Raw genomic sequence first — 9628 nt, forward strand, 5'->3', positions numbered from 1 at the left:
GTGTGTCGCCCGTCACGACGGAGGCCCGCGCCGCGCGAACGCGACACGGGCCTCGACCGGGCGGGAAACGGTCAGAGGCGGCCCTCGGCGACCGCGTGGGAAACCCAGGGGACGACCTCGTCGAGCATCTGGTCCAGCGAGGTGGTGGCGGTGAAGCCGAGCACCTCGCGGGCCTTGGTCACATCCGGGACCCGCTTCTGCACGTCGTACCGGAACGGCTCGTCGCAGACGTGCCGGAACGGCACGCCCGGGCCCTTGATCTTCCGCCAGATCAGCTCGGCCAACTCCAGCACAGTGGTCGACTCGGCCGTGGAGAGGTTGAAGTCCTCGTTGCGGGCGGCCGGGTGGTCGATCGCGGTGGCGATGCCCCGGGCCAGGTCACCCCCGTAGGTGTAGTGCCGCACCTGGTTGCCCTCGCCGAGAATGTGCAGCGGGTCCTGCCCCTTGACGATCTTCTGCACCAGGTCGGGCACCACGTGCGACATGGCCAGCTTGACGTTGCCGGAGAGCACCTCGGCCTGGCCCAGCGCCCGCCCCTCCCCCACGCCGACGCAGTTGAACGGCCGCACGATGGTGTACGGCAGCTGGTACTGCTCCCAGGCGGCCCGGGCGTAGTACTCCACGGCCAGCTTCTGGAACCCGTACGACGACAGCGGCGGCGGGATGCGCCGCTCGTCCCCCTCCCTGCTCGGCCAGTGCTCCGTGGACTCGAAGACCATCGAGGAGGAGAGGTAGGTGACCTTGCCCAGCCGGCCGTCCCGATGCGCCCGGATCGCCGCGTCGCAGGTGGCCGCCATGATCCGCTCGTTCGTGGCGAGCAGGTCGTAGGCGTACGCGTGGAAGTAGGAGATTCCGCCGATCATCGCCGCCCCGGCAACCAGCTGGTCGCAGCCGTCCAGCAGCTCGGTGAGCAGGTCCACGTCACGGGCGTCGCCCTCGACGAACCGGTACCGGGGGTGGTCGTCGTAGCTGTGGGTCACCGGGCCGTACTTGGAGAAGTTGTCGATCCCGACCACCTCGTGGCCCCGGCCCAGCAGCTCCTCCACGAGGTAGCCGCCGATGAAGCCGGCCGAACCAGTTACCAGGACCTTCGCCACGTGCGCTCCTATCCGGTCTTCTCGAACTCGGTGCTGTCCTGCCGGTCGCGCTGGGCCGGCACGGCCCCGCCGGCGGCGACGCGCCCGGCCAGCTTCTCCCGGCTCAGCCGTCGACCGTAGGCGAAGAAGTACCAGCGCAGGTAGCCGGGGAGGAAACGACCCAGGTCGAAGTGGGACTCGCCGAGCGGCCGGTCCAGCCAGATGGTCGGGATCTCGGCGACCGGCAGCCGCAGCCGGGTGGCCTTGGCGGTCAGCTCCAGCCCGATCTCGAAGCCGATGCGTGACTCGATGCCCACCTCGCGGACGAATGCCGTGTCGTACGCCTTGAAGCTGTTGGTGGCGTCCCGGGTGCCGACCCGGGCGAAGGTGTAGAGGCTGCGCCCGGCCCAGCGCGACATGATCCGCTTCAACCGCGGCCCGCCGACCTGCTGCCCGCCAGGCATGTAGCGGGAGGCGGCAGCCACCACCACGCCCCGGTCGACCAGCCGGGCCAGCTCGTCGATCTGGCGCGGGTCGTCGCAGCCGTCGGCCATGGTGACCACCACGACCGGGGCGCGGGCCGCGTCGATGCCGAACCGGATTGCGTTCGCCGGGCCCCGGCCGTAGGTGTTGAGCACCGCCCGCACCCGCGGGTCGGTCCGGGCGACCTGCTCGACGTACGGGACGGTGCTGTCGTCGGGCATGTCGTGCACGATCAGCACCTCGGCAGGGAGCAGGAGCTCCCGCAGCATCCGCTCCAGGCAGCGCAGGATCGCCTCGCCCTCGTGGTAGACCGGGACGATCACCGACACCCGTGGTGTCACACCCGCACCCCCTGCCCGGTCAGCCCCCACATGTCGATCACCGGCTTGTCGGTCTCCAGGCGGGCGTACTGCTCGTGCGGGGCGGCGATGACCAGCAGGTCGGCCCGGCGCAGCACCTCGGCCAGGTCGACGAAGCGCTCGTCGGCCACGTACGGGTCGGTGCAGAGCGTCTCCCGGGTCTTCAACGCCAGGATCTTGCGTAGCTTGTACGCCAGGCTCTCCCGCGGGTCGTCGCTGCCGCCCTTGAACGCCATGCCGAGGATGCCCACCGTCAGCTCGGACAGGTCGAACCGGTCCTCCAGGCGGGAGACCAGGTACAGCGGCAGCCCCTCGTTGATCAGCATCGCCGAGTGGCCGAGCACGAAGTTGTTCCGGTTGAACGCGGCCAGCTGCATGGTGTCCTTGAACAGGCACGGCCCGGCGGCGAACCCGGGCATCGGCAGGTCGGCCGCCCGCGGGTAGTCGAAGGCCACCGCGTGCCGGATCCGGGCGAAGTCCAGCCCGAAGTCGTTGGCCATCATCCAGAACTGGTTGGCGGTGGCGAACTTGATGTAGCGCCAGGTGTTGGTGAACAACTTCGCCAGCTCGGCCTCCTCCGGTTCGAGCGGCACGATCTGCTCGGTGAGGTGCCGGAACAGCTTCTCCGCGCGGGCCAGCGCACCCGGCGTCCGGGCGGCGACGATCTGCGGCAGCGCGAACAGCTCCGTCATCGCCCGGCCCTCGGCGATCCGCTCCGGGCAGAACGCCACGTCGGCGCGGACACCCCGGCCGGCCAGCAACTTCTCGGTCAGCGCGGTGACACCCGGGTAGACGGTGCTGCGCAGCACGACGAGCTGCCCGTCGCGCAGATGCTCCGCGCAGCGGTCCAGCGCCCGGGGCACGGCGCCCAGGTCGGGGTTGAGGTGCTCGTCGACCGGGGTGCCGACGACCACCACCAGGTGCTCGGAGGCGCCCACGCTGGCCGGGTCGGTGGTGGCCCGCAGCCGGCCGGCGGCCACCGCCTCGACGAGCGCCTCCGCCGCCCCGGGCTCGGCGAACGGCAGGGTCGCCGCGTTGACCGTGGCGACCGCGTCGGCGTTGATGTCGTACAGCACCACGGACAGGCCGCGGGAGGCGAAGGCGATGCCCAGGGGCAGGCCCACCCGGCCGCAGCCGCCCACGATGCAGACGTCGACCGTTGCGACGTGCTCGGGCGGATCCTCGGACATGACTGGAACTCCCGGTGGGGTGGCGAGGGGTGTGCTCCCGGTGGTGAGCCGGAATCCAAGCAGGCTAACCGGTGAGAGGTGACTCACGGGTAACCGAACATCCCGTGGCCGTTGCCCTTTCGGTCGATGCCGAACCGTCCGCGTCCGCGCGGTGACACCGAGCGAGAGACGCCGACGGCCCCCACCCGACGGGCGAGCGGGGGCCGTCGGCGTCGCCGGTCAGGCGCCGCGCAGGGTGGCGCCGAACCGCTCGGCGGCCCGGGCGACCGCCGCGTCGCGCGCGGCCACCGCCTCCTCCACGGTCAGCGTCCGGTCCGGGGCCCGGAAGGTGAGCTTGTAGGCCAGCGACCTGCGCCCCGCGCCGAGCTGCGCGGAGGCGTACACGTCGAACAGCCGCACCTCCTCCAGCAACTCGCCGGCGCCCTCGACCAGCGCCCGCTGCACCTGCGCCGCCGGCACCGACTCGTCCACCACGAGCGCCACGTCGATCAGCGCCGGCGGGAAGGTGGAGATCGATGGCCCGGACCGCAGCGGGGCCGCCGGCACCGCGTCCAGGTCCAGCTCCATGGCACAGGTACGCCGGGGCAGGTCCAGCGCCGCGACGGCCGCCGGGTGCAGCTCGCCGGCGTGCCCGACGACGGCGTCGTCGACGAGCAGCTGCGCGCACCGCCCCGGATGCCAGGGCGCATACTCGGCGGCCCGCACGGTCACCCGCTCGTCGGGGATGCCGGCGACGGCGAGCACCACGCGGGCCGCCTCGACGGCGTCCGCCCAGCCGGCCGCACGGCCCGGACCCCACCAGCCGGCCCGCTCGATCTCGCCGGTGAGGGCCACGGCCACGTGCAGCGGCTGGTCGGGCAGCGTGGCGTCGGCGGCGGCGAGCTCGGCGTCGGAGGGACGGTGGGCCACCCCCATCGCCGGCGGGCTGCCGGCGCCCGGGCGCGGGTGGAAGACGGCGCCGATCTCGTACAGGGCGAGGTCGCGCTGGCTCCGGCCCAGGTTGCGCTTGAGCGCGCCGAGCAGCGGGCCGAGCAGCGTGGTACGCAGCAGCGGCTCCTCCTCCGACAGCGGGTTCGCCAGCCGCACTCCCCGCCGGCGGGGGTCGTCGGCGGGCAACCCGAGCTGGTCGGCCAGCTCGGTGGAGACGAACGGCTGGGCGAGCACCTCGACGTACCCCTGGTCGGCGAGCGCCCGGGCCACCGCCCGGCGGCGTCGCTGCTGCCAGGTCAGCCCCCGGCCGGCGGGCGCCACCGGCAGCACCGACGGCACCCGGTCGTACCCGTCGAAGCGGACCACCTCCTCGACCAGGTCGGCCGGGTCGGTGAGGTCCGGCCGCCACGTCGGCGGGGTGACGGTCAGCGCGACGCCGCCACCGGCCGCGACCCCCACCTCGCCCGGATCCTCGCCCAGCCGGTCGGCGCCGGTGGCGACACGGCAGCCCACCCGCTCCAGCAGGGCGGCCACCCGGGCCGGCGGGTACTCCACCCCGACCCGGCGGGTGGGCAGGTCGGCGGGGATGGTGATCGGGGTACGCGCCCGGACGTGGTCGATGTCCAGGATCTCGTCGCCGGCAGTGCCGCCGCCGTGCTCGGTGAGCAACCGGACCGCCCGCTCGATGGCGACCAGCGGCAGGGCCGGGTCGACGCCCCGCTCCCAGCGCTTGGCGGCCTCGCTGAACAGCCGGTGCCGGCGGGCGGTCCGGCCGACCATCACCGGGTCCCAGTGGGCGGCCTCGAAGAGCACGCTGGTGGTGCCCTCGACGACCTCGCTGGTCTCGCCGCCCATCACCGCGGCGAGCGAGATCGGCCCGGTGTCGTCGCAGATCACCATGTCCTCGGCGACGAGCGTGCGGGCGACGCCGTCCAGGGTGGTCAGCTTCTCCCCCGGCTCGGCGCGGCGCACCACCAGCGGGCCGGCGATCCGGTCGGCGTCGAAGGCGTGCATCGGCTGGCCGAGTTCGAGCATCACGTAGTTGGTGATGTCGACCGGCAACGAGATGCTCCGGATGCCGGCGGTGGTGAGCCGCCGCGCCAGCCACGACGGGGTCGGCGCGGCGGGGTCGACGCCGCGGACCATCCGGGCGGCGAACCGGTCGCAACCAACCGGGTCCCGCACCTCGACGGGGTACGCGGGCCGCTGGGTCGCGCCGGGCGCCGGCGCCAGGCCCGGGTCACGGAACGGCACCCCGAGGGCGTGCCCCAGCTCGCGGGCGATGCCGCGCACCGACATCTGGTAGCCCCGGTCCGGGGTGAGCTCCACCTCGACCACCACGTCGTCGAGCCCGACCACCGGACGCGCGTCGTCACCGGGTTTGGCCGGGCTGTCCGGCGGCAGCACCAGGATGCCCGAGTGGTCGTCGCCGAGACCCAGCTCCTTGGCGGAGCAGATCATGCCGTTGGAGTTGCGGCCGTAGGTCCTGCGCGCCCCGATGGCGAAACCGCCGGGGAGCACGCCGCCGGGGAGGATCACCACGACCCGGTCGCCGACGCCGAAGTTGCGCGCCCCGCAGACGATCTCCTGCGGCTCGCCGGTGCCGTTGGCGTCGCCGACGTCGACCCGGCAGAACCGGATCGGCTTCTTGAAGCCGGTGAGCTCCTCGATCTCGCGGACCTCGCCGACCACCAGCGACCCGGTGACCGTCTCGCCCAGGTCCACGATGGACTCCACCTCGATGCCGAGGTTCACCAGGGCCTGCTCCAGGTCGGCCGGGGCCAGGTCGGCCGGGAGGTCGACGTACTCCCGCAGCCAGCTGACAGAAACTCGCATGACTCAGACCACCGTCTCCGTTACTCGTGCCCGCACGCCGCTACCCCCCGTACCCGAACGCCCGGGTGAACCGGACGTCGCCCTCGACCATGTCCCGCATGTCACCGACGCCGTGCCGGAACATCACCGTGCGGTCGATGCCCATGCCGAAGGCGAATCCGGAGTAGACCTCCGGGTCGATGCCGCAGGCGCGCAGCACCCGCGGGTTGACCATGCCGCAGCCGCCCCACTCGACCCACTGCGGCCCCTTGCGGTGCTCCGGGAACCAGACGTCGAACTCGGCCGACGGCTCGGTGAACGGGAAGTAGTGCGGGCGCCAGCGGGTCGTCGCGTCCGGCCCGAACATGGCCCGGGCGAAGTGGTCCAGGGTGCCGCGCAGGTGCGCCATGGTGATGCCCTTGTCGACCACCAGCCCCTCCACCTGGTGGAAGACGGGCGCGTGGGTGGCGTCCAGCTCGTCGGTGCGGTAGACCCGGCCGGGCACGATGACGTAGATCGGCGGCGTGCGGGTCAGCATCGTCCGCGCCTGCACGGGCGAGGTGTGCGTCCGCAGCACCAGGCCGGAGTTCTCCGGCGCGACGTGGAAGGTGTCCATCAGGCCGCGGGCCGGATGGTCCGGCGGGATGTTCAGCGCGTCGAAGTTCGTCCACTCCAGCTCGACCTCGGGGCCCTCGGCCACCTCGTAGCCCATCCCGACGAAGAAGTCGCTGATCTCCTCCATCAGGGTGCTGACCGGGTGCCGGGCGCCGCGCTGGCGGCGGTCGTACGGCAGCGTGACGTCCACCCGCTCCTCGACCAGCATCCGCTCGGCGTGTTCGCGCTCCAGCACCTCCTGGCGGGCGGCGTACCCGGCCTCGATGGCGCGGCGGGCCTCATTGACCCGCTTGCCGGCGTCGGCCTTCGCGGCCGGCGGCAGCGCGCCGATCTCCCGGCGGGCCAGCGAGACCGGGGAACGGTCGCCGAGGTGCGCGGGGCGCAGCGCGGCCAGCGCGTCCGGGTCACCGGCGGCGGCGAACGCCTTCTCGGCGTCGGCGACGGCCTCGGCCAGGGCGGCCGGATCGAGCAGGGCGACCTGCTTCGGGTCGTACGGATCGTTGCGGTAGCTCATGGCGTACGGGCACTCCCTCACGGCGGCGCCGGCCCTCACGGGCGGCTAGGCGAGTCTACGGACGCGCGGCTGTGCCGCAGCCCGCCGGTGGGAGGTACGCGGAGAGCAGGTCAGGCCCGCCGCCCGCCGACACCGGCGGGCTGGCTAAACGAACGCCCTGGCGCGTTCATGGGGGCCACGCTCTCCTTAGTTGAATGTCCCGCGCGACCGGGTCACGGTCGACGCTGTGCTCTCGCTGAAGCGTACAGGCAGACCGCCGCGGCCGCCGCCAGGTTGAGGCTCTCCGCGCGCCCGTGCAGGGGCACCCGGACCCGGGCATCCGCGACCTCGGTCAGCTCGGCGGGCAGCCCGTGCGCCTCCGAACCGAAGAGCCAGGCGGTGGGGGCGGCCAGCCGGCCGGCGTCGGCGAGGTCGTCGAGGTCGCTGTCGCCGTACCCGGTGGTGGCCAGGACGGTCAGGCCGGCGCCGCGCAGCGCGCCGACCACCGCGAGGGGGTCGGCGGCCCGGACCACGTCGACGTGGAACAGGCTCCCGGCGGAGGCGCGCACGCACTTGCCGTTGTACGGGTCGACGGCCTCACCGGCGAAGACCACCGCCCGCGCGCCGGCGGCGTCGGCGGTGCGCAGCACGGTGCCGGCGTTGCCCGGGTCGCGGATCCCGGCGAGCACCGCGACCAACCGGGGCGCCCCGGCCAGGGCCTGATCCAGGGGCACGTCGAGGTGCCGGCAGACGGCGACCACGCCCTGCGGGGCGACGGTCTCGGCGAGCGCGGCGAGCGCCTCGTCGGTCACCTCGGAGACCGGCACGTCGGCGTTCGCGGCGGCCGCGGCCAGCTCGGCGTTCCGGTCGAGGGCAGCCGGCGTACCGAACAGTTCGGTGACCACCCCGGGCCGGGCCAGGGCCTCGCGGACCGCCTGCGGCCCCTCGGCCAGGAACCGGCCGCTGGCCTCGCGGTCCCGGCGGCGCTGCAGGCGGCGGGCCGCCACCACCCTCGGGGTACGCGGGGTGAACGGCCCCGCATCAGCGTCGAGGCGCCTCCCGCGCGGTGGTGACTGCATGGGAGACGCCTCGATCTGCCGTGGGTGGATCAGGCGGCCTGGGCCGCGGCACCACCGGTGCCCTCGGCCGCGACGGCGGCGCGGGCGAGCTCGACGATCCCCGCGAACGCGGTGGCGTCGTTGACGGCCAGGTCGGCCAGGATCTTCCGGTCGACCTCGATGCCGGCCAGCTTCAGGCCCTGGATCAGGCGGTTGTAGGTCATCCCGTTGGCGCGGGCGCCCGCGTTGATCCGCTGGATCCACAACTGCCGGAAGTCGCCCTTGCGGTCGCGGCGGTCCCGGTAGGCGTACTGCATCGAGTGCAGCACCTGCTCCTTGGCCTTGCGGTACAGCCGGGAGCGCTGACCGCGGTAGCCGCTCGCGGTCTCCAGCAGGGTACGGCGCTTCTTCTGGGCGTTCACAGCCCGCTTGACGCGTGCCATCTCAACTCCTTCTTACGTCAGGTGGCGCGCGTCAGCGGCCGAGCAGCTTCTTGATGCGCTTGACGTCGGCCTTGGCCACCTGGACGGTGCCCGACAGGCGACGGGTCCGGGTGGAGGGCTTCTTCTCCAGGTTGTGCCGGAGGCCGGCCTGCTGGGCAACGACCTTGCCCTTGCCGGTCAGCCGGACCCGCTTGCCCATACCCGTGTGGCTCTTCATCTTCGGCATGTGGAACGTCTTCTCCCCTGTTACTCGCCGGTGGTCCCGGCGGGCCCGGCCGCTTCGGCCGTCGGCGCCTCGGCGGTGCCGGCCTCCCGCTCGCGCGGTGCGCCGCCACGGGCCGCCGTGGCAGCCGCCTTGGTGGCACGGTGCGGCGCGAGCACCATGATCATGTTTCGACCGTCCTGCTTCGGCGCGGCCTCGACGTACCCCAGATCCGAGATCTCCGACTCGAGCCGACGCAGGAGCCGGTACCCCAGCTCCGGGCGGCTCTGCTCGCGACCGCGGAACATGATCGTCACCTTGACCTTGTCGCCGGCCTTGAGGAACCGCACCACGTGACCCTTCTTGGTCTCGTAGTCGTGCGGATCGATCTTCGGCCGGAGCTTCATCTCCTTGATGACGGTCTGCTGCTGGTTACGCCGCGCTTCGCGCGCCTTCAGTGCGCTCTCGTACTTGAACTTGCCGAAGTCCATGAGCTTGCACACCGGCGGGCGCGCCATCGGCGCAACCTCGACCAGGTCCAGATCGACGTCCGCGGCCAGCTGAAGGGCTCGCTCGAGCGGGACGATGCCCACCTGCTCACCCTCGGGGCCGACCAGTCGGACCTCACGTGCCCGGATCTGCTCGTTCACGCGTGGTTCGACGCTGATGGGGCCTCCTCGAGTCGAGTGTCCTGCTGTAGCCGACCCCGCGGCTCCCGGGTGGGAACCGCCCCGGAAAGCAGAAGGCCCTGGCGCATGCCAGGGCCCGCTCGACCGGTCGGCACGATCACATGATCGCGCATCCGGTGCCGGGACGTGCCCGGAACCGGTGACCGGACCCGGCCACCGTGGCGGCGACTCGGGTGGGAGCAGGGCGCTCCACTTTCATGGCTGCCTGCTCGCACGCGGAGACAGCCGGGTCGACTCGATAACACTACACCCTCGTCATGCCACCCCCCAAACCG

Annotated in this window: 9 protein-coding genes; all 9 read right to left on the minus strand. The window is 72.9% G+C overall.

The annotated features are described in order from the left end of the window. Nucleotides 1-71 precede the first annotated feature (71 nt). On the minus strand, nucleotides 72-1097 hold the full coding sequence (locus C1I99_RS09775; protein WP_111133891.1) for an NAD-dependent epimerase/dehydratase family protein: 1026 nt from the start codon (nucleotides 1095-1097) through the stop codon (nucleotides 72-74). A gap of 8 nt (nucleotides 1098-1105) precedes the next feature. Next, on the minus strand, nucleotides 1106-1900 hold the full coding sequence (locus C1I99_RS09780; protein WP_233512434.1) for a glycosyltransferase family 2 protein: 795 nt from the start codon (nucleotides 1898-1900) through the stop codon (nucleotides 1106-1108). Further along, nucleotides 1897-3108: a nucleotide sugar dehydrogenase gene (locus C1I99_RS09785; RefSeq protein WP_233512435.1), complete on the minus strand. Its 1212-nt coding sequence runs from the start codon at nucleotides 3106-3108 to the stop codon at nucleotides 1897-1899. The genes C1I99_RS09780 and C1I99_RS09785 overlap by 4 nt, the downstream gene beginning before the upstream one ends. Nucleotides 3109-3327: 219 nt before the next feature. Continuing rightward, on the minus strand, nucleotides 3328-5874 hold the full coding sequence (gene pheT / locus C1I99_RS09790) for a phenylalanine--tRNA ligase subunit beta (protein ID WP_111133892.1): 2547 nt from the start codon (nucleotides 5872-5874) through the stop codon (nucleotides 3328-3330). A gap of 40 nt (nucleotides 5875-5914) precedes the next feature. Further along, nucleotides 5915-6982, minus strand: coding sequence for a phenylalanine--tRNA ligase subunit alpha (gene pheS / locus C1I99_RS09795; RefSeq protein ID WP_111133893.1), 1068 nt, complete (start codon nucleotides 6980-6982; stop codon nucleotides 5915-5917). 212 nt (nucleotides 6983-7194) lie between these two features. Next, entirely contained in the window at nucleotides 7195-8040 is an 846-nt protein-coding gene (locus C1I99_RS09800) for a TrmH family RNA methyltransferase (protein WP_111133894.1), read from the minus strand. Nucleotides 8041-8069: 29 nt separating this feature from the next. Beyond that, nucleotides 8070-8462, minus strand: coding sequence for a 50S ribosomal protein L20 (rplT, locus tag C1I99_RS09805; protein WP_111133895.1), 393 nt, complete (start codon nucleotides 8460-8462; stop codon nucleotides 8070-8072). 31 nt (nucleotides 8463-8493) lie between these two features. Beyond that, nucleotides 8494-8688: a 50S ribosomal protein L35 gene (gene rpmI, locus C1I99_RS09810; protein WP_111133896.1), complete on the minus strand. Its 195-nt coding sequence runs from the start codon at nucleotides 8686-8688 to the stop codon at nucleotides 8494-8496. Between the two features lie 20 nt (nucleotides 8689-8708). Beyond that, complete coding sequence (infC, locus tag C1I99_RS09815) at nucleotides 8709-9314, minus strand: translation initiation factor IF-3 (RefSeq protein WP_111133897.1); 606 nt, start codon at nucleotides 9312-9314, stop codon at nucleotides 8709-8711. Nucleotides 9315-9628 lie beyond the last annotated feature (314 nt).

Origin of the sequence: Micromonospora deserti, assembly GCF_003236335.1 — a bacterium.
Classification (GTDB): domain Bacteria; phylum Actinomycetota; class Actinomycetes; order Mycobacteriales; family Micromonosporaceae; genus Micromonospora; species Micromonospora deserti.